Genomic DNA, 20,844 nt, shown 5'->3' with positions numbered 1-20,844 from the left:
TCGCGCGTCTACCGCGCGAGAGGGCCGCGCTCCTCCACGGCAATGCCCGCTGCGATGGTCTTCACGAGCTCTGGTTTGACGACCTTGCCCATCGCATTGCGCGGCAGGGCCCGCACGACGATCGACTCGCGTGGGACCTTGTAGGGCGCGAGGCGCTCCTTCGCCCAGGCGCGGAGCGGTCCGGTGGCGCACTCCGCCTCTCGCCCGGGCGCGGCGACGACGACCGCGACGACGCGCTCTCCCCACGCCTCGTCAGGGACGCCGATCACCGCGACCTCGGCGATCGCGCCGTGCTCCCGCAGGGCCTCTTCGATCTCGAGGGCGGACAGCTTGTATCCGCCGCTCTTGAGGATATCGACCGAGGTCCGCCCGAGGAGCCGGAAGCGCCCGTCGCTGGAGCGCTCCGCGACGTCGCCGGTGCGGAACCAGCCGTCCTGGAAGGCCGCGGCGGTGGCGTCCTCGCGCCCGAGGTATCCCTTGAAGACGCTGGGCCCGCGGATCCAGAGCTCACCTCGCGCGACCGCGGCGTCGCGCGGCGCCGAGGGATCGCCCGGCGGCCGTTCCCCCGGCGGTTGTTCACCCGGCGCCCACGCGTTGCCCGCGTCGTCCGTGATGCGGGCCTCGACGGTCGGCAGCGGGAAGCCGACCCAGCCTGCCCGGCGCGCGCCTGGATCGAGCGGGTTGCTCATGCCGACGCCGATCTCGGTCATCCCGAAGCGCTCGAGCGGGATCGTGCCGGTGAGGTCGCGCCAGCGCTCGGCGAGCGTCACCGGCAGCGCCGCGGAGCCGCTCGTCGCGAGCCGCAGGGCCTGCGCCCCCGCGGCGAAGCCGGGCGCGCCGCCCCGGTCGACGTGCTCGAACAGCCGCTGGTACATGGTCGGCACCGCCATGAACGACGTCACCGAGCGGCCCGCGATCTCGGCGGCGACGCGCTGGGCGTCGAAGCGCGGCAGCATCCTGGTCGCGCTGCCCGCGAGCAGCGACGTCATGAGCGCGATGACGACGCCGTGGAGGTGGTGCAGCGGCAGCGCGTGCAGCAAGAGGTCGTGATCCGAGAAGCCCCAGGCCGCGCGCAGGAGCTCCGCCTGCACGGCCAGGTTGCGGTGCGTGAGCAGCGCCCCCTTCGGCTTGCCGGTCGTGCCGCTCGTGTAGAGCAGGAGCGCCGGATCGTCCGCGGCGATGTCAGAGATCGCCGCGTCTCGCCCGGGGGCGGCGCGCTCGAGATCCTCCACGCGGAGCACGGCGCGGCCCTGCGCGATCGGGGCGGCCACGGCGGCGAGATCGCCGTCGGCGATGATCCGCCGCACGCCGGCGTCGCTCGCGAGCCACTCGAGCTCTGCCGGCGGATAGAGCGCCGACAGCGGCAGCGCGATCCCCCCGGCGAGGAGGGTGCCGAGGAAGGCCGAGACCCACGCCGCGCCGGGCGACACGAGGAGCAGGATGCGCTCCCCCTCGAGGGAGCTCGGGCTCTCGGCCTCACCCGCGCCGCGCCGCGAGCCGCCGGCGAGCAGCGCGCCGCGGACGCGGAGGGCTCGCTCCAGGAGCGCCGCGAAGCTGGTCTGCCCCCGCTCGTCCTCGACGGCGGTTCGGGCGGACGAGCCGAGCTGCGCGAGCCGTTCGACGAGCGGAGAAGCCATCGCGCGAACTCTCGCACAGCGGAGGTGCGCGGAGCCAGGCCGGTTGGTTACACTGCCGCGCCATGAGAGCTTCCTGCCTCCTTGTCGGCGCCTCGCCGCGCATCGCGCTCGCCGCCGGCCTGCTCCTGGCCGCGGCGGCGTGCGAGAGCGCGCCGAAGCCCTCCGAGCCTGGCGCGGCTGCCACGGCGGCCCCGAGCGTCGAGGCGCCCGTCGCGCCGCCGAAGCCGAAGGGCATGCCCGAGCTGCTCGTCGACTCCATGGGCCCCTACATCGGCGGCCAGCGCGTGGATCTGGCGCAGAAGGAGGGGCCCGAGAAGCTGACGAAGGTGATCCGCGAGCTGCCGATCGAGGGCAAGCCCGTGACGCTGCTGGCCGACAAGAGGGCGAAGCCGAGCGCCGTCGCCGCGGTCGTGACCGAGCTCGGCGCGGCCGGCGCGCCGAAGGTCGTCATCAAGACCGACGGTCGAGACGACCTCCCGAAGGAGATCACGGTGGTCCCCGAGGGGCGCGTGTCGAAGCCGCCCTCCTGCGCCGTCAGCACGATGGTGCTGAAGGACCTCGCGACGGCGATCTGGCCGTTCGGCGGCGGCATGGGCAAGAAGCAGCGCAAGGGGCTTGCCGGCCCGGATCTGTCGAACACCGGCGAGCAGCTCACGAAGGACATCGCCGCGTGCAGCGCGACGGTGGCCTTCTTCTCGGCGGACGACGAGGTGTCCTGGGAGATGGCGCACAACCTGGCGGGCACGGTCATGGCCTCCGACGCGAAGAAGAAGCTCGACACGCTCGTCCTGCTCCGCGCTGCCCCGGTCGCGGGGCGGCCGGTGCAGCTCGGTGGAGGCTGACGTGCGCGGCGCCGGGGGGCTCCATCGCCTGGATCGCCGTGCCTTCGGGGCGCACCGGCTGGAGGGGGCAGCGGGTGCGCTCGGTGCGCATTTTTGCGGGGGGGCTGTCGAACGCGGTGGGGCGAGATCGCGTGTGTGCTCGTTCGAGCGCGGGTAGGGTTGGCTGGGGTGACCGCGGCACGATCCGGCACAGGCGATGGTGCTGCGAAGGCACGGAAATGCGCGGGCGAGCGCTCGCCGTTGGGGTCGGCCTGGATCATGAATAGGGCGAGTCGCCGGTCCCCTGCGCCATCGGGGGCGTGACAATCACGGGAGGATGGTTCGGACATGTCGAAGCGACTTCTTGGATCGGCCCGCGCGAACAGGGGCCGAAGTCTCCGTCCCCGGGCCTCCCAGCCGCGGGTGTCGGCGGCGCCTGAGGGGCCGGCCGTCGCGACAAGGGACTCCGCGAGGCCGGTCGCGAGCGGCTCGGACGTCGTCGCCGAGGTAGCTGAGTGTTCCGCCGCTCCTGCGCTGGCAGCCAGCGCTGCGGACGATGCTCCCGCTGTGTCGCCGGCTCTCGAGGCGCCCGCCGCACCGATCGTCGCGGAGGTGGCCGCGGCTGCGCCGGCGGTTGCGGCTGCGCCGGTGGTTGCGGCTGCGCCGGTGGTTGCGGCTGCGCCGGTGGTTGCGGCTGCGCCGGTGGTTGCGGCTGCACCGGTCGTTGCGGCTGCACCGGTCGTTACGGCTGCACCGGTCGTTGCGGCTGCACCGGTGGCTGCGGCTGCACCGGTCGTCGCGGCTGCACCGGTCGCCGCGCTCGCGCCGGCGTCCGAGGCGCTCGCCGCGCAGCGCGCCGTTCCAGGCGACACGGACGACGCGGACCCTCACAAGGCGCTCGAGCACGACCCGTTGATCATGGCTCCACAAGCCGGCGCCCTGACCCAGCCGGGTGCCCTTGCGTCCCCGCCCGATGAGCTGGCGTCCGACGAGGATGCGCTCGATCTGATCGACCCTTCCTCGCCCACGGCGGCGTTCTTTCGGCGCGAGGAGGAAGAGTCGTTCCCGCCGCTCGCCGAGGTGGCCAGCGGCCCCGACGATCACGCTGACGAGCGGCTCGTCGTGGTTCATCAGCTGTCGCCCGAGACCCTCGCCCGGCGGGCGCGCCTTCGTCGGATCGTCGCGGGGGTCGCGGGGCTCGCCGGGGTGATCTCCGTTGCGGTCGTCGCCAAGGCGGTGTTCTCGAGCAAGCCGTCCTCACCTGCGCCGGTCGCGATGGCCGCGCCGGCTCCGAAGCCAGCGCCCGTCGAGGCGAAGCTCTTGGCTGCGGCGGGTGCTCCCTCTCCGGCACGGGCGAAGACGCCTGCGCAAACCGAGTCGGCGCTGACGGAGTCCTCTGCAAAAGGGGCCGGCGCCGTTCCCGATCCGGTGAAGGCGGAGGCCGACGCGGAGAAGGCCGCGGCAGAGAGGGCCGCAGCGGAGAAGGCCGAGGCAGAGAAGGCTGCGGCGGAGAAGGCCGAGGCAGAGAAGGCTGCGGCGGAGAAGGCCGAGGCAGAGAAGGCGGCGGAGCCGGCGGCCAGCGCTGAGGACGCGGGCAAGCTGAAGAAGGAGGCGCTGAGCTTCCTCAACCGCGGCAGGTACAAGGACGCGATCGAGGCATCCCGCGCGGCCATTGCGGCCGATCCGAGCGACGCGCTGCCCTATCTCTACCTGGGCTCGGCGCTCCAGGACACGGGCAAGTGGAAGGACGGCCTCGCCGCGTACAGCGATTGCGTTCGCAACGCCACGAAGGGCCCCGTCCACGAGTGCAGGGCCATGGGCGGCCGCAAGTAGCGCTCAGAGCGGGCGGCGAGCGATCTGCGTGAGGAACGCCGCGGCCGCGGCATAACCGAAGGCCACGCCCGTGGCGAGGCGGCTCGCATGCCAGACGGGGCGCAGCCCGAGGTCCTGGGTCGCCACGTCGACCGCCATCAGCGCGGCGAGGGCGATGAGGATCGGGCGCCACGCCGTCATCGCCAGGCGAGGGCGCGCGATCGCGGCGCCCGCCGCGATCCCGGCGAAGATGCCAGCGCAGCGACTGCAGAGCGGCATGACGACGCCGTCGAGCGCGAGGGATCGCTCGGGCATCCGGTGGCACATCGGCGCGAAGACACGATCGAGCGCCGCGCCGAGCTCTCCGAGCGGCGCGCGGCTCCGCGCGAGGGGGAGGCACCAGGGCAGGGCGCCGAGGAGGACCAGCGCGCAGCGCACGATCGACAGCAGCGAAAGCCGCTCGGCCGGGCTCGATTCGCCGGGCGCGTGCGGCTCGGCGCCTGCGCCGACAGCGGCGAGCGCGTGCGGCTCGGCGCCCGCGCGGACGGCGGCGGGCACCTGCGCCGCTGGCTGCCCGCGCCCGGAAGCGCACGGGGCCACCTCAGCCTCTGTCGGGCGCGCTCTTGCCGAGGTGGCGCATCACCTCTTTCAGGTCGCTCCAGACCTCTCGCTTCGCGCTCGGCTGGCGCAGCAGGTAGGCCGGGTGGAACGTGGGCATGATCGGGATCGAGCCCTTGTAGAGCTTCCACGTGCCGCGGAGCTTCGTGATCCCCTCGCTCGTGCCGATCAGCCCCTGCACCGCGGTGGCGCCGAGCGCCACGATCACCTTCGGCTTGATCAGCGCGAGCTGAGCCGTGAGGTACGGGCTGCAGGCCGCCATCTCGGCCGGCTCTGGCTTCCGGTTCTTCGGCGGCCGGCACTTCACGATGTTGCAGATGTAGACCTCGTCGCGGTGGTACCCCATCGCCGCGATCATCTTGTCGAGCAGCTGCCCCGCCGCGCCGACGAACGGCTGCCCCTGCTGGTCCTCTTCCGCCCCTGGCCCCTCGCCGACGAACACGACCGCGGAGCTCGGGTCGCCGCGCGAGAACACCGTGTGGGTGCGGCCCTCGTGGAGCGGACACTTCTGGCAGGTGCGGACCTCCTCCGCGATGAGCGAGAGCCGCGCCGCGCGCTCCTCCTTCGTGTCCGGCAGCGTTGCGCTCGCGCGCGCAGCCGTATCCGCGCGAGGTGCCGGTGCGGCGCCCACGGCAGGCCGGGGCGACGGCTCGGGACCTCGCTGCGCCTGCGTCTGCGTCGGCGACCACGCCCCCTGCGACTCGAAGCCGCCGCGCTGCTCCGGCTGCGGAGCGCCACCGCGCTGCTCCGGATGCGGCAGGGAGGCGCCCGCGGCGGCTCCGCGCTGCTCCGGATGCGGCAGCGGGGCGCCCGCGGCGCCACCGCGCGGCGGCGGCGAGAACGCCGCGCTGCTGCCCCCTCGCGCCACCGGCGGCGAGGGCGCATCCTGCCCGGAGAAGCCGCGCTCCGGCCGCCGAGGCGCCGGCGTAGCGCCGTCCGAAGAAGTCGCGCCCAGCGCCTCGTGGAGCGCTGCGGGGTGGCCCGGCATTCCGTCCGCGCCGGTCGTTGCGTGCCATTCCAGGAACGCCCGGAGCGAGGCGGTCAGATCGGCGAGCTCTTCGCGCAGCGCTTCGACCATGGTCGTCCTCTCAGTGGCCGCCCTGCTGCGCGAGCCAGCGCTCCGCGTCGAGGGCCGCCATGCAGCCCGTGCCAGCGGCCGTGACGGCCTGGCGGTAGTTCCAGTCCTGCACGTCGCCCGCGGCGAAGACGCCCGGGATGTTGGTGCGCGTCGAGCCCGGCACCGTCTTCAGGTAGCCGTTCGGGTGCGTGTCGAGCTGCCCGACGAAGAGATCGGTCATCGGCGTGTGGCCGATCGCGACGAACATCGCCGCCGCCGGCACGAGGTGGCTGTCGCCCGTCTTCGTGCTCTTCACGCGGACGCCCGTCACCATATCGGCCTTCACGTCGAGCACCTCCTCCACCACGTGGCTGTAGAGGATCTTGATCTTCGGGTTCTCGACCACGCGCTGGATCATCGCCTTCGACGCCCGGAACTCGTCGCGGCGGTGCACCAGCGTGACGCTGCTGCAGAGGCCGGACAGGTAGGTGGCTTCCTCCATCGCCGTGTCGCCGCCGCCGACGACCACGACGTCCTGGCCGCGGAAGAGGGCGCCGTCGCAGACCGCGCAGGCGCTGACGCCCTTGTTCTTGAGCTTGTCCTCGCTCTCGAGGCCGAGGTAGTTGGCGCGCGCGCCCGTCGCGATCACCACCGCCTTCGCCAGGTAGAGCGTGTCCTCCACCCACACCTTGAAGGGGTGGCCCGTCAGCTCGACCTTGGTCACGTCCGCCGTCACGATCTCCGTGCCCTGATGGGCGGCCTGATCGCGAAAGCGCTGCATCAGCTCCTGGCCGGTGATCTTCTCGGGGAAGCCCGGGTAGTTCTCGACGTCGGTCGTGAACATGAGCTGGCCCCCCGGGATCAGGCCGCCGGCGCTGAAGCCCTCGATGAGGAGCGGCTTCAGGTTGGCGCGCGCCGCGTAGATGGCGGCGGTGAGCCCGGCGGGGCCGGAGCCGATGATGACCAGGTTGCGGACGTTCGATTCACTCATGGTGGAGGCATCTTATAGGCGCGACCGCCTTCCGCGTCGACCGCCCCGGCGGTCCGGCGCGCCTCCGCTGCGCCGCGCGTCCTGCGCTCCGCTCCACCACGCCCGAGGCACGCCAGAGGCACGCCGGAGCCACGCCGGAGCCACGCCCGAGCAGCCGCCCGCTCAGAAGCGCATGGTTCCGCTCAGACCGAACTCGTCCAGGCTGCTCTCGAAGCGGCCGCCGTTGACGCTCTGGACGCTGCGGTAGCCGCTGAGCGCAGCGCCGGATACGGCCTTGAGGCGCCCGTTCCCGCCGTTGTCCAGCGCACCGAAGGACGTGTGCTGAAACGCCGCTGAAATGTCGACCGGGCCGACGCGCGCGGTCACGCCGGCCCCGACGCCGATCCGGTAGCCGAGGTGGAAGTCGAGGTTCAGATCGGCGTCGTCCTGCCCCTTGTTCTCGAAGAAGCCGCCGGCGCGCAGCGCGAGGAGGCTCGGGAGCACGACGAAATCGCCGCCGAGCCGGACTCCCAGGACGTCTCGCCAGCGGTGCGGGACGTCGGCGTTGGGCGGCACCGTGCCCACGCTCGTGCCGCGCACGGGGATGCCCTCGCGGAACCGGACCTCGATCGCGTCGACCGCGCTGTTGTTGGCCCAGGTGAAGTCGAGCTCCACGTCGAAGAGGTCATCCGCCAGCGGGTCGCGGACGTGGAGCTCGGCGGCGGAGGCGCGGCGTGCGTTCGCCGCGCGCCGCGCGCCGGCGCGGGGCATGTGGTACCGGAGCCCGAGCTTCGCCTCCATGGGGATCCGCATCCTGAGATCGCCGGCGCCCTGCTCCTCGGTGACGTTGCACTTCGGCGCCTCGCCCTTGCAGGGGTCCTCGTCCTTCGCCCCTGCCGGCGTCCAGTAGCGAGACTCGATGGTGAGATCGGTCTTCGCGCGCACGGCGTCCTGCCACTTGAACCATGCGCCCAGGTCGAGGTGAGCCGCCGCCGCCCAGCGCGCGCCGAGGACGAAGCCAGGGATGAAGAGGTCGGTCGCCTCCGCGCGCGTGCGCAGATCGCCGTGCGCCTTGAAGTCGTCGCCCCCTTCGCCCGAGAGCGCCTCGCTGAAGTTGACGAAATCGATCGCCGCCGTGCCCCAGATGAAGCCGGCGCCGAGCGAGATCCCCTCCGCGGGGGTGAAGCCGACCGAGAGCGTCGGCATCAACATCAGGGCGTCGAGCGACGTGAGCAGGTACCGCTGCGGCGACGGCTGCGTCATGTCGCCGAAGCTCGGGTGCGTGTACCGGAGCGACTCGGGCCATGCCCGCTCGCCGACGCCGTGCGGGCCGAGCACCGCGACGCCGAGGGCGAGCGCGTCGCTCACTCGCAGGGTCGCCGCGAGCTGCGGGTTCGGGAACAGGCCGCCCTCGGCGCACACCGCGGGGTCGGGGCCCCCGTCGCTGCCGGGCGCCGGGATCGCCGTCGTGGCGCTCGGCGGGACGGGGCGGCCGCCAGGGCCGAGCCTCGTGAAGCACTGGGCCAGCTGGATGAAGTGGACGCCGCCGTGCGCCCCGCTCCGCTGCGCGGCGAGCCCCGCCGGGTTGAAGTAGGCGGCGAGCGGATCGTCCGCCCGCGCGACCCACGCCCCGCCGCGGCCGAGCTGGAGCACCCCGATGTCGGGCGAGTCGAGCCCCGACGACGCGCGCGCGGCGCCGCCGGCCACCATCGCAGCGAACGCGGCGCCCGCGGCGCCGGCAGATCCTCGTCTCATGACCCCCCCCGTCCCCACCGCGCGGCGATCCCCGCCGCTCGGCCTCACTTCACCGGAGACGCCTTGAGCGCCGCCTTGCCGTCCTTCACGTAGACCGTGAAGCGAACACGCGAGCAGTTGTGGCGAGCCACGAGCGCGTCCTTGTTGCGCTGCAGGGTCCCCTTGAACTTCTCGAAGGTGAGCGCGTTCGTGGGCTCCCCGCACTGCTGCTTGACCGACAGGAACTCCTCGTAGACGGCGTTCCATTCGGTGAGCTCGTCCGGATCTCCCGCGCCGTCCTGCTGCGGCGCTGGCGCGAGCGGCGCGGCCGGCGCGCTCATCGGCTCGGGGAGCGGGTTCGGCAGGGCGGGCGCAGCACCCGGCGCCCTGGGCGGCGGCGGCGGCGGCGGGCGCCGCGGCGGCGGGCGCCCGGGAGCGCCCGCGGGCTCGAGGGTGGAGATCGCCATCCCCGCGTCCGAGACCTCCTCGATCGCCTCGACCGGCTCCACGGAGTCGCGGGCCGGCGGCGGGCCGCTGAGCGGGTGCGAGCCGGGCCGCCGCGTGGGGCCGCGCGGGCTCACCATGGGCTTCGGGTACGAGGGGCGCGAGTCAGGGCGCGGCTCGCCGGGGCCGAGCGGCACCGAGAACGCGCTCATCGCCGGCTGCGTCGGGATCGGGCCGAGCACCTGCTCGAGGTCGGCGGCCTTCCGGGGCGCGCCGCCCTTCGCGGCCACCTTCTCGACGCCGTCGTTGATGTCGGCCGCGATCTTCCGGAAGGCGCCGCGGAAGCGGCTCGGCGCCAGCACGTCGACCTCGCCCTTGGAGAAGCGCGCCGCCTCGCCGCGGAAGACATGGAGCGGCCGCGTGTGCTCCAGGAACGAGAGCACCAGCCCGATCGCGGCCATGGCGAGGACGCCGGCCAGGATCAGCGCCGTGGGCACCTCGCTCTTGTCGTCGTTGTTCGCCTTGTCGAGGAAGTTGAGCGGCGACTCGACCGACGCCGCGAGGCGGCCGACCGCGTAGCCGGCGCCGAGCTCCCACGCCTCGCCGGGCAGCCGCGCGTAGACCACGCCGAGGTGCTGGCCGATGACGCGGACCTCCGAGCGCCCCTTCTCGATGTAGTCCTTGTTGTCGTCGAGCAGCTTCAGATCCTGCGTGATCTGGTCGAGGTTCGCCTTGTCGAACCCCTCGGGCGCGCCGGAGGCGACGCGCGCCCCCTCGGCGTAGAAGCCGACGGCGGCGCCGGTGCGCTTCGTGACGGCGCGGGCGAAGGTGTCGTCGATGATCTTGGCGCCGATCACGGCGCCGACCGGCTCGCCGTTGACGTCCTGCTCGACGGGGCGCGCCACGACGCGGAGGATGCGGCCCTTCCAGACCCACGCGTCATCGCGGATCCAGCCGTGGAGGGCGTCGGCGACCAGCGGGTAGCCGCCGAGCTCCCAGTCCTCGCGGTGCTCGAAGTCCACCGACGCCATCACCCGGCCCGCCGCGTCGACGGCCCACACGTGATCGAACTTGAGCTCCGGGGGCACCTCCGCGGTCGCGGTGCGCAGCGCGGTGCGGGCCTTCTCGCGCAGATCGGCGCCGGGCTTGGCTTCGGCCGACGACTTGGCGAGCGCGGTCCGCAGGGCCGGGTTCAGCGCGACCCGGATGAGCGCGCTCGAGCGCTTCCGGGCGTCGTCGTTGAGGAACCACTCGACCGCGCTGGAGTCGGCGCTGAGCGCCTCGCTCATCGCGCGGTGGCTCGAGCGGTTGTAGAGCTGCGCGGCGACGAAGAGGACGAAGACCGCGGCGCCGAGCGCGAGCGCGAGCACCCCGTACCAGAAACGCGACAGCAGCATGGCCTACTTTCCAGCCTCCGCGCTCGGTCCGCCGGCCTCACCCACGACGACCGGCTCCTTGATGAACTGCTCGTCCGGCCCGGGCTTCACGATCGCCTCGATGGCCTTCCCGACCGGCTCGCCGTTGAAGTAGCCCTGCAGCGTGTACGTGCCGGCCTCGATCTCCATGGCGAAGTTGCCCTGACGATCCGGGTAGGCGACGGCCACCGCCCTCGGCTCGACGACGATCCACGACCGGACGCTCGGGGCGAGCTGGTCGCGGAGCTCGTACTTGCCGGGGCCTGGCGGTGTCCAGGCGCGGGTCTTGGCCGCGGCGATCTCGACCGGCTGGAGCCCCTTGTTGCCGACGTCGTAGATCTTGTGCGGGAACGGGTCCTGGTTCTCGAACTGGATCTGCTGGCCCTCGGCGACGACGATCGTCACCGGGGAGGTGCGGCCGCCCGCGATGACGATCGAGCGCGGCGTCTTGAGCGGCGCGCCCTTCTCGCCGAGCGCGGCGATGCACAGCTCCTTCGGCGCGTAGCCGAAGAGCGCGCGGACATCGGCGCGGACGGTCGGGGACGGCTCGCGGAAGGTGTACCGGTTCGCCTTCGGGTCCTTGGCCTCGTTCCAGACCGGGTTCAGGAGCTTGGGCATGCCCGTGGCCCGGCCCTTGATCGTCACCGCCGCCAGGGCAGCCCCGGGCACGGTGAGGATCGCGAGCGTCAAGGCCAGGCGCCGGACGAAGCGCGAGCTGCCGGGGAGGCGGCGCGCGAGGAGGCCTGACGACCCAAACCGCGCTGCGCCGACGAGCGGGCGCTGCTCGTCGTGCTGCGCACCTGCAGATCGAGGGGATCTCGTATCCATCGCAGGCCCGAAGCTACCGGAAGGGGGATGAGAACGGAAACAAAAGCCGGGCCGTGCGCCGCGTGCCCCGCCCGCGCCGCCCTGCGGGCTCCCCGTTCCTTGTGCGGTGTGCTTGGCCTTGTCCGGTGCCGCGAGCGCCGCAGCGCCGCAGCGCCGCGCCCAGGCGGGGTACCCCCGCCGTCAGGTGATGCCGCGGTGCGCCGGTCGCCGTGCGCATGTCGAGGGCATCAAAAAACTGCGGGCCGCTTGGACGGCCCGCAGGGGAGAGATGTTCCGTACCGCCGAGGACGTGGGCCGAAGGACTTGAACCCCTAGCATAGCTGCTAGGTGGGAGCCTAAGTACCGCTTCAGGCTTCCCGGTGAATGGTTCCGGGCCTAGCTCACCACGGTATCGTTGCTGGCTCCCTGGTTCTTGCTTACTCGGGATTCAATCGTCCAGCGCCTCACGAAGTCGGCAGAGGGAACAACCATAGGATAGTTCACTGGGCGGCTCCGTCAACAGCTCTTCCGCACGTTCTCATGTTTTGATGGTCGCGGTCGCTGGTCGCTGGTGGCGGTTCACATCGCTCGCACGGGTCATGCATGAATCGCGCAGGGATCTCGCCCGATTCACCCGTGAGTCCTGCACGCGTCATGCATGAGCGCCTGATGGCGTACGGGTGGCCCCGAGCTGGCCGGCGCCTAGCAGGTCGGCGAGCCCGGGGGAGAGAACAGCGCGACGATGGGGGCATGGACGAGGCCGTTCGACGCCACGATGTTGCCTGTGTGGTAGTTCGGCGGACCGCCGTCGAGCGCGGTGATGACGCCGCCCGCGCCGCGGACGATCGCGCTTCCGGCGGCGACGTCCCATGCGTGCAGCCGGCGCTCCCAGTACGCATCGTAGGTTCCGTCCGCGACCATGCAGAGATCGATGGCCGCGCTGCCGCAACGACGCACGGCCTGCGCGTTGCGCTTGACGGTCATGAAGGCGTCGAAATTGTTGTCCGGCGCCCGGTCGCGGATCGGCGGGAAGCCGGTCGCCACCATCGCGCGCTCCAGCGACGCCGTGGCGCTGACCGCGCATCGCTCGCCGTTGCGGCGTGCCGCTCCGTCGATCGCCGCCGTGCCCACCGGCGCGCGAGCGGCGCCGCGCGGCTGGAAGCCCGTCCAGCGGAGCCCGAGCGCGGGCGCGACGACGGCGCCGGCGACGGGCACGTCGTCATCCATCAGGCCGACGGACACGCACCAGAACGGATGGCCGTGGACGAAGTTCGTCGTGCCGTCGAGCGGATCGACGTACCAGACGAGCCCGCCGCGCGGCTCCGCGCGGCGCGCGGCGCTCTGCTCCTCGCCGACGACGGCGACGCCGGGCGAGAGCGCGTCGAGCCGCGCGACGAGCAGGTCCTCGCTCGCCCGGTCGAACTCGGTCACGAGATCGTGCGGCCCCTTCTCCTCCACGCGCAGGCCGCGCGGCCCTGCCCGGAACCCGGCCTGGACGAGCGCCGCCGCCTCCTCGGCGACGCGCAGGGCGATCTCGGAGAGCTCGAGCAGCTCGGCTGATCCGCGCCCGCTCATCGCGCCTCCGCCGACAGCGCGCCGCGGAGCTTCTCGTAGATGCCGCCGAAAGCCCCGTTGGACAGGAGCGCGATCGTGTCGCCCTTCCGCGCGTCGCGCGCGATCGCGGCGACGATCGCGTCCACCGAGGCCGCCGCCTCCGCGCGCTTGCCGCCGTGCTCGATGTCGCGCACCAGCCTGTCGAGATCGAGCCGTTCGCCGGCGGCGATGTCCGGGCGCCCGAGCGGCGCCAGCACGACGCGGTCGGCCGCGTCGAACGCGCGCGCGTAAGGCTCCTGGTGCAGGGCGCGGCACGCGGTCGCGCTGCGCGGCTCGAACACCGCCCACAGCGCGCCTCCCGGGTGCCTGGACCGGAGCGCGCGCAGCGTCTCGTCCACCGCGGTCGGGTGGTGCGCGAAATCGTCGTAGACGCGGACCCCGCGCGCCTCGAACAGGAGGTCCTGCCGGCGCCGGACGCCCGCGAAGCCGGCGAGCGCCGTGGTCGCGGTCGAGAGCGGCACGCCGAAGCCCTGCGCCGCGGCCGCGATCGCGGCGATGGCGTTGCGCACGTTGTGGTGCCCAGGCATCTGCAGGGCAAAGCGCCCGGCCAGGACGCCGCCGGCGTACAGATCGAACGACTGGCCGCTCTCGCCGGCCTCCGCGGGCGCGGCGAGCCAGTGCGGCGGCCGCCCGTGCGTGTCGTCGCCCTCGAGCGCGAACCACGCGACCTCTGCGCGCGCCGATCGCGACACCAGCTCGACGACCCGCGGATCGTGCGCGGCCGCCACGACGAGCCCGGTCTCCGGGATCCGCTCGACGAACCCGCGGAACGCCGCCTCGTAGGACGCGGCGTCGGGGTAGATGTCGATGTGATCGTGCTCCATCGACGTGACGACGCCCACCTCGGGCTGGTAGTGCCAGAACTTCGGCGTCTTCTCGAAGAAGGCGGTGTCGTACTCGTCGCCTTCGACGACGAACGGCGTCCTGCGGCGCCCGGCGCCCGCCTCGCCGAGGAGCGGCAGGCCGCGGCGGTCGCTCGCCGAGGAGGCGCTCCGGGGCAGGCGGAAGCTCGCCTCGAAGTTCTTCGGCAGGCCGCCGATGAGGAAGCCAGGGTCTCTGCCTGCCTCGTGAAGGATCCACGCGCACATCGAGCTCGTCGTCGTCTTGCCGTGCGTGCCGGCCACGACGAGCGGGGAGCGGCCGGCGAGCATGTGATCCGCGAGCGCGTGCGCCATCGTGGTCACCCGCATGCCTCCGTCGATCGCGGCGCGGGCCTCGGGGTTCGTCGGGCGGCAGACGTTGCCGATCACGACGAGATCGGGCCGGGGGTCGAGGTGCGCGGGATCGAAGCCGGTCAGGAGGCGGACGCCCCACCGCTCGAGGGCCGGCCCCATGGGCGGGTAGAACGAGACGTCGGAGCCCGAGACGTCGTGCCCTGCGGCCTTGAAGAGCCCCGCCAGCGCACCCATGCCGGTGCCCGCGACGGCGACGAAGTGGACGTGCATCGCGGCGCAGTGTGCCCGAGCGCCCCGGGGGGGCAAGGGGGCATCCGCGCGAGAGCTCGCCAGACCGCGCCGGTCCCCGGGAGTCGGCGCGCGCCGCGTCCGCGATGTCTGAAGTCGCGCGCGATCTCGTTGCGGGGATACCGAAGAGAACGAGCGCGCCTTGACTCGATATCTCACGCTCCGCACGTTTACCGGTCCTGGCAGACTCCCTGTCTGGACGGCTCGACCGAGGAGGCGAGCTGGCGCTGCGGCTCGCGTCCAGCGTCAGGGCGGATCGACGAGCACGAGCGGCCTCAGCCGCTTCAGCGACCGCCGGCCCAGCCCCTTGACCCGGAGCAGGTCATCGACCTTCCGGAAGCGCTTGAGCTTGGCTCGCAGCGCCAGGATCGCGGCTGCCTTCGCCGGGCCGACGCCGGGGAGGCGCCGGAGGTCTGCCTCGGTCGCTAGGTTCAGCACGACCTTTCCGTCTGCGGTCACGCCGCCCGCGGGAGCGCCGGCCCCGCCATCGCCGGGCGGCGGCGGCTCTACCGCTGCAGCCCCCGCGTCGGCGCCGGGCTCGGAGGTGGCCTGGGGCGGCGGGCTTCCGGCCTGGGGCGGCGGGCTTCCGGCGGAGCCGAGCGGCGCTGGATCGCCGGCGACCATCGCCAGCTCCGCGGTCGGATCGGTCGGGCGGGCCGGGTTTGCCGGGCGGGTCGGGAGCAGGCTCAGCGCGTGCCCGGAGCCCACGAGCGCCAGCGCGAAGAACCCCGCAATGTAGGCCGCGACCTTGCCGCCCAGCGCGGTCCAGGCCGAGTCCCTCAGCGCTGCCAGCGCCCGCTCTCGCCACGGGCGAATCACCTCGTTGTCCTGCGCTGCATCGGCCGGCCCGGCGGGCGAGCCTGTCCCCTTCGATGTCGCTTGCATCGTGCCGCGTCTCCTTCCGGTCATCCCGTCTCGTGCCAGGGACGTCGCCCTCCGCGCACCCGCGATCGGCGTTCGTCTCCTCGGCGTCGCCACCACCGCCAAGCGAGCGGCGTGCCGGCGCGCGTTTGCCTGGAAACCCGAGCAAATCCCGGGTGGGAGGCGCTCCGGGGCCTGGCGCCGCCATGGCGGAGGCGCGCGGCGCGGCCGGCGCGGCGCTGTCGACCTCGCCGCCGGGCGGCCGAGCGCCGTGTCTCGAGCGAGAAGCTCGGCTACCATCAGCGCCCCGGGCGCCCCGCGACCGGCGGCATCCACCACCGCCGCGAGGCGCTCACCACGAGGTCTTATGCCCCACGATCCCCGTCGCTTCGTTGATCCCGGCCCCGCGGGGCGCTCGCGCCGAGGCTTCCTCGGCGGGCTCGTCGCCGGCGCCGCGGGCGCCGCGCTCCTCGGCCCGCGCGCGGCGTTCGCGGAGGCGCCGCTGAGCCTCGCGGCCTCGCCGCCCCCCGGCTTCACGCCGCTCTCCATTCCGGGGAAGATCGTGAAGGTCACGAAGTCGAACTCGATGCAGCCGAACGGCCTCTGGCCCGACGCGTCCGCGGCGAAGGTGATGCTCGAGCGGGCGATGGCCGAGCTCACCGGGAAGGCCGATCTCGGGGCCGCCTTCGCGCGGTTCGTCCACAAGGACGACCGCGTGGCGATCAAGACCAACGGGATCGCCGGCCAGAAGGGGGCGACCATGGCCACCAACAAGGAGCTCGTGCTCGAGATCGTGCGCGGGGTGATCGCGGCGGGCGTCCCCGCGGAGAACGTGGAGATCTTCGAGCAGTACCCGTCCTTCCTCGCCGGCACCCGCTGCGCCGACCGCAGCGCCAAGCCGGCGGCCGAGTTCCCGGCCGGGATCCGCGCCGCGGTTCACGAGAACAAGGACGCGGTGATGTCGAGCATCTCGGTCTGCGGCATCCCCACCAAGTTCGTGCGCCCGTTCACCCAGGCGACGGCGGTGATCAACGTCTCGCTGATCAAGGACCACTCGATCTGCGGCTATACCGGCTGCCTCAAGAACATCACCCACGGCGCGACCATCAACCCGCACTCCTTCCACGAGCACACCGCGAGCCCGCAGATCGCGGAGCTCTACGGGCAGGACATCGTGAAGAGCCGTGTCCGCCTGCACATCACGGACGGCTTCAAGCTCATCTACGACCAGGGCCCGCTCGACAAGAACCCGAAGCGGCGCGTGCTCCACGAGTCGGTCTACGCCACGACCGATCCGGTCGCGATGGACGTGATCGGCTGGGGCGTGGTCGAGACGTGGCGCAAGGAGAACGGGTTGCCCACGCTGAAAGAGGCGAGCCGTGAACCTTCGTACATTCGCATCGCGGGCGAGCTCGGTCTGGGCGTCTTCGACAAGAATAAAATCGCGATGCGCGAGGTCGGATTGTAGCGGCGCCGCGGGATCCGCCCGCGTGACCGCCGTCGATGAGGCCGCTCGCCGAGGCTCGTGTTGCTCATGTCCTGCTCCAGGTCGACTGCGCGCTCGTCCACACGCCGGAGGGCCGCGCAGGTGGTCCCGGTCCTCGCGTCCCTCGCGGTCGTCGCCTGCAGCAGCACTCCCCCGACGAGGCCTCCGGGGTTGCCTCCGACGCCGACGTCGGTCACCCGCGAGAACCCGGGGGGCGACGCGGCAGACCCCGAGCGGGCCGCGCTGGAGCGGCTGCTGGCCGAGCCGTGGGGGAGGCGGCAGGACCGGTTCAACACGCTCGACGTGCCCCTGGTCGACTGGAAGAGCTGGCGCAGGGTGCGCATCTTGACCTATCCGACGCGCGCGACCTTCCGGTACGGCGACGAGCACTATGCCGCCCTGTCGGTCGTCTACACGACCACCACGGGGCCGAGCGACCCCGACAGCTGCCTCGACGAGTTCTGGGCGAAGAACGCGCCGCTCGCCGACGGTTATGGCGTGCGGCTCGGGGAGGCGCAGATCATCCGCACGACGCAGGAGATCGACGGTGAGGTGCGGCCGCTCGTGTTCAAGGTCCTCCAGGGCAGCGTCGACTCGGTGCTCGCGAGCGACGAGTACGTCGGCGCGATCGCCGTCTACGAGTCGTGGCCGGGGACATGCCTCGTGGCCGCGATGGCCGTGAAGTCGACCCAGCACCCCGAGCTCGCGCGCCGCGTGCGCGACCGCTGGATCGACGAGGGCGCCCCGAGGCTCAAGTGGACGTCCGGCATCACCGAGGCGCCCACGACCAGCGCGCGGTAAAGGCGCCGCCGCGCCCTGGCGATGGCCGGCGATGCGAGCGCCAGGGCGGCGTCGCGACGCCCCGCGAGATCACGGTCCTCCGGCCGCCGGGCTCTCCGCGGCCTCGAGCGACCACGGCGCGCCCTGAGCCACGCTGTGGCAAACGACGAAAGCGGCCGCGATGAGCAGGCCGACGGCGACCATCCAGGGGACCCGGAGCGGCGGCAGGACGCGGCTGTCCAGCACGACCTCGCTGTGCCGGTCGCACGAGGCGGAGGCGGGCTCGACGGCCGCGTCGGTCGCCGTGGGGCCGCCGAGGTCGTTCGCCGGCGCCGCCAGCATGGCGGCCATGGTCGTCTGATCATCCATCGCGCAGCGAAGCGGGGCCGCGACCGCGCCTACCGCGCTCCGCTTCACGATGGCGCTCCGCTCGGACGGCGGCGGGACGGGGATCGCGCGCAGCGACTCCGACGACGACAGGGAGGCCGGCACCTGCACGATCGCGGAGAACGCTTCCATCATCTCCTTGCCCGACTGGAACCGCGCCTCCGGATCGAACTCGAACGTCCGGGCGAAGAACGCGTCGATCCCGGGCGGGAGCTCCGGCGCGAGCTTGGACGCCTTCGGGAACGACGTCTGACAGATGTGCCTGACCAGCTCATTGATGTTGGCGCCCGCGAAGGGACACTGGCCGGTGATCGCGCGGTAAAGGATCACCGCCATCGACCAGAGATCGCTCCTGTAATCGACCTGCCTGGGCGCCATGGTCTGCTCGGGGCTCATGTACCTGGGCGTCCCGAGGACCATGCCCGTCTTCGTGATCCGATCGCGCGAGCAGGACGACTTCGCGACGCCGAAATCGACCACCTTGACCAGATCGTCGCCCGCCGAAGAGGTGATGAAGATGTTCCCCGGCTTCAGATCCCGGTGGATCACCCCCGCGGCGTGGATCGCGTCGAGGGCCTTGCCGAGCTGCGTGAACAAGGCCGTCGCCTGCGCGAGCGGGATCCGCTCCTCGCGCTCGAGGCGGCGATTCAGGTCCTCTCCCTCGAGGTACTCCATGACGATGAACGCGCAGCCGCGATCGACGCCGTAATCATAGGTCTCGATGACATAGGGGCTCCGGACGCGCGCGGACGCGCGGGCCTCGCGCTCGAAGCGGGCGATGAGCTCCGGCTCCGTCGCCGCGAAGCTCCGGATGAACTTGATGACGACCCGCCGCCTGAGCTTGTTATCGAAGCCCAGCCACAGATCACCCATCCCACCGCCCCCGAGCCTGCGCTCGAGACGGTACTTGTCCATGACGGCACGACCTTCAGCAGTCTCCTTCATGGCTCCGCACCTGCCACCCAATGCTCTAGCCTGGGACAAGTGATCACCCGATTCCTGTCGAAGGGCCCACCCCCGATACTACGCCTGATCAAACTATAGAGCAATCCGTCCGGGCGGTGAGCTGAAAACGTCCCGAAACAGAGCGCAGCTCACAATGAATGAGCGGTCTGCGCCGAAGCGCGCGTGGCGCGTGTGTGACGCTATGTCACTCGATGTGACTCGAGGTGAATCGATGTCCGTCGAGGTGCGGCAGCCTGCGATTACAGGATATCGAAAGGGTAGGCGCGATCCGCATAAGCTCGCACCGCGATGGCCTTGCGCAGCTCGTCGTCGTTCTTCTGGAAATCGGCGACGTGCTGCCTCAGCCGCTTCTGCGCGATGCCGGTGAACACGGTCGTGAGATCGATCTCCCGCCGCGCCCCGTCCTCCCCGCGCCGCTCGATGGCCCGGGTCGTGCGCGAGATGCACGCGGCCATGCCGTAGAGGTCGATGGCCATCTCCGCAATGCGGCGCTGCGCGTACTGCATCTCCGCGATCTCCCGCCCGTGCTTCCGGAGCATGTCCTCGCTGTGGGTGGCGAGCTCGGCGGTGCAGTCCTCGAAGATCACCGCCTCCCGGCTGAGCAGCGGGTGCGCCTTCGACATCCGCTCGCGCCCGAGCACCGACCGCGCCTTGCGGAGCGCGAAATCGCTGAGCAGCCCGAAGCCCTTGATGGGCTCTCGCATTGCCTTCGCGACGTCCGAGAGCGCCTTGCCCGGGCCGCTCATCCCGGAGAGCGCCATGAAACAGCGCAGGATCTCGTTCGTCCCCTCGAAGATCATGTTGATCCGCGCGTCGCGCAGGTGCCGCTCGTAGGGGTAGTCCTCCATGTAGCCGATGCCGGCCGCGATCTGGAGCGTCTCGTTGACCACGAACCACAGGGTCTCGCTCCCCATGACCTTGCAGATCGCGCTCTCGATCGAGAAGTCGGGGACCTTGGCGTCGGCGAGGCTCGCCGTCAGGTACGTGATGGACTCGAGCGCGTACGTGTGCGCCAGCATCGTCGCGATCTTGTCCTTGATGAGCCCGAAGTCGCCGATGCTCCGGCCGAACGCGCGCCGCTCCTGGACCCGATCGAGCGCCATCCGGATCAGCGTGTTGCAGGAGCCCACGCACCCCGCCGACAGCCCGAGGCGCCCGTTGTTGAGCACCTCGACGGCGACCTTGAAGCCCTTGCCGACCTCGCCCAGCACGTTCTCGCGCGGGACCTTCACGTCGTCGAAGAAGAGCTCCGTCGTCGACGAGCCTCGGATCCCGAGCTTCTGCTCGTTCGGCCCGCTCTTCACGCCCATGCTCCGCTCCACGATGAAGGCGGTGAGCTTCGGCTTCTTGCCCTCCTCGAGCGCCGAGGTCCGGGCGAACACCGTGAAGACGTCGGCGAAGCCGCCGTTCGTGATCCAGATCTTCGACCCGTTCAGGGTGTAGTGCGAGCCGTCGGCCGACATCTCTGCGCGCGTCCTGATCGCCGCGGCGTCGGAGCCGGCGCCCGGCTCCGTCAGGGCGAAGGCCGCCATCCACTCGCCGGTCGCGAGCTTCGGGAGATAGCGCTGCTTCTGCTCCTCCGTCCCGAAGAGCTGGATCGCCTTGAAGCCGATCGACTGGTGCGCGCCGAGCGTGACGGCGATCGACGCGTCGAGCCCGCCGATCTCCTGCATCACGCGCGCATACGCCATGTTGCTGAGGTTGACGCCGCCGTGCTCGGAAGGGATCTGCAGGCCCATCAGGCCGAGCCGCTTCATCTCGGCCAGGACGCCCGGATCGATGGCGTGCTCCCGGTCGATCCGGCTGCTGTCGACGCTCGACGCGAAGAACCTCCGCACGCTGTCGAGCATCATCGACGTCGTCTCCCGGTCCTCGGCGGGCATCTCGGGATACGGGAAGATGATGTCCTCGGCGATGATGCCGTGGAAGAGGGCCTTCATGAAGCTCTGCTCGATCGTGGGAGGCATCGGAC

General features: G+C 72.0%; 16 protein-coding genes and 1 other RNA gene. 4 read left to right on the top strand and 13 right to left on the bottom strand.

Annotation, left to right across the window (positions count from 1 at the left end):
• Positions 1-8 precede the first annotated feature (8 nt).
• The gene (locus WME97_RS41055) at positions 9-1,637 is read right to left on the bottom strand and encodes an AMP-binding protein (protein ID WP_437545937.1); all 1,629 of its coding nucleotides are present in this window, start codon (positions 1,635-1,637) and stop codon (positions 9-11) included.
• 62 nt (positions 1,638-1,699) lie between these two features.
• Between WME97_RS41055 and WME97_RS41050 the strand changes: the two genes are divergently transcribed.
• Both WME97_RS41050 and WME97_RS41045 read left to right on the top strand, forming a co-directional pair.
• Positions 1,700-2,479: an ExbD/TolR family protein gene (locus WME97_RS41050; RefSeq protein ID WP_437545935.1), complete on the top strand. Its 780-nt coding sequence runs from the start codon at positions 1,700-1,702 to the stop codon at positions 2,477-2,479.
• Positions 2,480-3,232: 753 nt separating this feature from the next.
• Complete coding sequence (locus WME97_RS41045; protein ID WP_437545933.1) at positions 3,233-4,291, top strand: hypothetical protein; 1,059 nt, start codon at positions 3,233-3,235, stop codon at positions 4,289-4,291.
• Between the two features lie 3 nt (positions 4,292-4,294).
• Here the strand turns inward: WME97_RS41045 and WME97_RS41040 are convergent, their stop codons facing one another.
• The 10 genes from WME97_RS41040 to WME97_RS40995 all read right to left on the bottom strand — a co-directional run bounded on the left by WME97_RS41040 (position 4,295) and on the right by WME97_RS40995 (position 15,277).
• Positions 4,295-4,870, bottom strand: a complete 576-nt coding sequence (locus WME97_RS41040) for a DUF2085 domain-containing protein (protein ID WP_437545932.1) — start codon at positions 4,868-4,870, stop codon at positions 4,295-4,297.
• Position 4,871: 1 nt separating this feature from the next.
• On the bottom strand, positions 4,872-5,966 hold the full coding sequence (locus WME97_RS41035; protein WP_437545930.1) for a uracil-DNA glycosylase family protein: 1,095 nt from the start codon (positions 5,964-5,966) through the stop codon (positions 4,872-4,874).
• Between the two features lie 10 nt (positions 5,967-5,976).
• Positions 5,977-6,936 carry a thioredoxin-disulfide reductase gene (trxB, locus tag WME97_RS41030; RefSeq protein WP_437545928.1) on the bottom strand — a complete coding sequence of 320 codons (960 nt, stop codon included), beginning with the start codon at positions 6,934-6,936 and terminating at the stop codon, positions 5,977-5,979.
• Between the two features lie 162 nt (positions 6,937-7,098).
• Complete coding sequence (locus WME97_RS41025) at positions 7,099-8,670, bottom strand: OmpP1/FadL family transporter (protein WP_437545926.1); 1,572 nt, start codon at positions 8,668-8,670, stop codon at positions 7,099-7,101.
• Positions 8,671-8,714: 44 nt separating this feature from the next.
• Positions 8,715-10,490 carry an MXAN_5187 family protein gene (locus tag WME97_RS41020; RefSeq protein WP_437545924.1) on the bottom strand — a complete coding sequence of 592 codons (1,776 nt, stop codon included), beginning with the start codon at positions 10,488-10,490 and terminating at the stop codon, positions 8,715-8,717.
• Positions 10,491-10,493: 3 nt separating this feature from the next.
• The gene (locus WME97_RS41015) at positions 10,494-11,336 is read right to left on the bottom strand and encodes a hypothetical protein (RefSeq protein ID WP_437545922.1); all 843 of its coding nucleotides are present in this window, start codon (positions 11,334-11,336) and stop codon (positions 10,494-10,496) included.
• Positions 11,337-11,607: 271 nt separating this feature from the next.
• Positions 11,608-11,800: non-coding RNA, 6S RNA (gene ssrS, locus WME97_RS41010), on the bottom strand.
• Positions 11,801-12,017: 217 nt separating this feature from the next.
• The gene (locus WME97_RS41005) at positions 12,018-12,890 is read right to left on the bottom strand and encodes an inositol monophosphatase family protein (protein ID WP_437545920.1); all 873 of its coding nucleotides are present in this window, start codon (positions 12,888-12,890) and stop codon (positions 12,018-12,020) included.
• A complete protein-coding gene (locus WME97_RS41000; protein ID WP_437545918.1) occupies positions 12,887-14,374 on the bottom strand; it encodes a UDP-N-acetylmuramate--L-alanine ligase in 1,488 nt (495 codons plus the stop codon). Before WME97_RS41000 ends, WME97_RS41005 begins: the two co-directional genes overlap by 4 nt.
• Positions 14,375-14,638: 264 nt before the next feature.
• A complete protein-coding gene (locus WME97_RS40995) occupies positions 14,639-15,277 on the bottom strand; it encodes a ComEA family DNA-binding protein (protein WP_437545917.1) in 639 nt (212 codons plus the stop codon).
• 343 nt (positions 15,278-15,620) lie between these two features.
• Between WME97_RS40995 and WME97_RS40990 the strand changes: the two genes are divergently transcribed.
• Both WME97_RS40990 and WME97_RS40985 read left to right on the top strand, forming a co-directional pair.
• Entirely contained in the window at positions 15,621-16,721 is a 1,101-nt protein-coding gene (locus WME97_RS40990; protein WP_437545915.1) for a DUF362 domain-containing protein, read from the top strand.
• 120 nt (positions 16,722-16,841) lie between these two features.
• Positions 16,842-17,540 (top strand): hypothetical protein, encoded by a 699-nt coding sequence (locus WME97_RS40985; protein WP_437545913.1) that lies wholly within the window; start codon positions 16,842-16,844, stop codon positions 17,538-17,540.
• Between the two features lie 69 nt (positions 17,541-17,609).
• Here WME97_RS40985 and WME97_RS40980 read toward each other — a convergent pair whose 3' ends face one another.
• The gene (locus WME97_RS40980; protein WP_437545911.1) at positions 17,610-18,821 is read right to left on the bottom strand and encodes a serine/threonine-protein kinase; all 1,212 of its coding nucleotides are present in this window, start codon (positions 18,819-18,821) and stop codon (positions 17,610-17,612) included.
• A 290-nt stretch (positions 18,822-19,111) separates the two neighbouring features.
• Entirely contained in the window at positions 19,112-20,839 is a 1,728-nt protein-coding gene (locus WME97_RS40975; RefSeq protein WP_437545909.1) for an acyl-CoA dehydrogenase family protein, read from the bottom strand.
• Positions 20,840-20,844: the final 5 nt, after the last annotated feature.

Source organism: Sorangium sp. So ce367 (assembly GCF_051520455.1).
Taxonomy (GTDB): Bacteria; Myxococcota_A; Polyangia; order Polyangiales; family Polyangiaceae; genus Sorangium; species Sorangium cellulosum_B.
Note: the sequence above shows the minus strand (reverse complement) of the source record. Positions and strands in the feature narration are given on the sequence as shown.